Source organism: Aerococcus sp. 1KP-2016 (assembly GCF_002252085.1).
In the GTDB taxonomy this organism is placed as follows: Bacteria; Bacillota; Bacilli; order Lactobacillales; family Aerococcaceae; genus Aerococcus.
On the sequence record NZ_NEEY01000101.1, the window covers coordinates 1 to 1,303 of the forward strand.

Below are 1,303 nucleotides of genomic sequence, written 5' to 3' on the forward strand. Positions count from 1 at the left end.
CTTTTTACTCAAAATGCCCACTCCCTTCTGTATAACGCAAATAAAGTATACCGAAAAATTGCATAAAAATAACCCGAAAACTAACAACACTCTTTTTTTGAGTGTTCAGTTTTCGGGTAGAGATTCACATGTTGAAATGGACATCCTCCTTTTTTGGTTGATTTAAAAGCTTTAATTGTTCGTTTGTTTAGCGTTAAAGAACATCATAATCAAGGTTGCCGTTTCCTCGATCGAACGGTCCGCTACATTAATTACAGGGCAGTTTAATTTTTCATACAAATCGTTGGCGTAGGTCAATTCTTTTTCAATTCGTGCATCATCAGTGTATGTCGATGCATTTTCGATGCCATACGAACGCATGCGCTCACGTCTAAATTTGTTCAAAACGTTTACATCGTTGGTTAGGCCGATTATTTTTGAACGATCGATGTTGAAAATGATGTCTGGTACACGCGATTCTGGCACTAGTGGCAGATTGGCAACCTTGTAGCCCATATTGGCTAAGTACATAGATAGCGGCGTTTTAGATGTACGCGAAATGCCTAGTAAGACGATATCGGCATCGACAAAGCGTTTGGGGTGTTGCCCGTCGTCGTTTTGAACAGCAAATTCCAGGGCTTCTATCCGTTTATAATACACGTCATCTAATTGATGGCGAATACCAGGTTTACCGGAAGGTTGTACATCAGTTTGATCCACAATATGCGACATAATTCTATCTAGGACATTCACATAGAAGATGCCTGCTGTTTCACAATACTCTAGTGCTAAACGATTTAAATCCTTGTCAATAAATGACGCGATAATACTCGCATGCTCTAAACGTGCTTGTTTTAAAATGGGTAACAACATATCATCATGTTGGACGAAGGGAAAATTTGTCACAGCAAAGTCTACACTCGGAAATTGGACAGAGACACTCTGGAAAATATCGTTTACCAACGAACCAACTGCATCAGAAATTAGATAGTATTTGGGTTTTTGATTCTTTTGTTCAGTCAAAAAGACTACCTCCAAATGGATTTTAGGTCCAGTATTTATTGAATATTTTACCATAAACAGAAATAATTACATCTTTTGAATATAATAGTTTGAATTCGTAATAAAATTATGCTATACTTATATTACGAATTCGAAATATAAAAAATAAATATTAGACAAACAAATTTAAAGGAGCGATTATTATGTCAATGGACTTATTAGGTATTCATCACGTAACAGCAATCACATCAAATGCAGAGAAAAATTATCAATTTTACGCAGGTGTATTGGGTATGCGTTAGTGAAAAAACAGTAAACCAAG

The 1,303-nt window shown here is 36.2% G+C and carries 1 protein-coding gene and 1 pseudogene; one reads left to right on the plus strand and one right to left on the minus strand.

Annotated features, from left to right (window positions below; translation table 11 throughout):
• Nucleotides 1-171 precede the first annotated feature (171 nt).
• Complete coding sequence (locus B9P78_RS09570; protein WP_094519185.1) at nt 172-1,002, minus strand: pyruvate, water dikinase regulatory protein; 831 nt, start codon at nt 1,000-1,002, stop codon at nt 172-174.
• A gap of 182 nt (nt 1,003-1,184) precedes the next feature.
• Here B9P78_RS09570 and B9P78_RS09575 point away from each other — a divergent pair.
• A pseudogene (locus B9P78_RS09575) lies at nt 1,185-1,303 on the plus strand (VOC family protein); the annotation flags it as partial.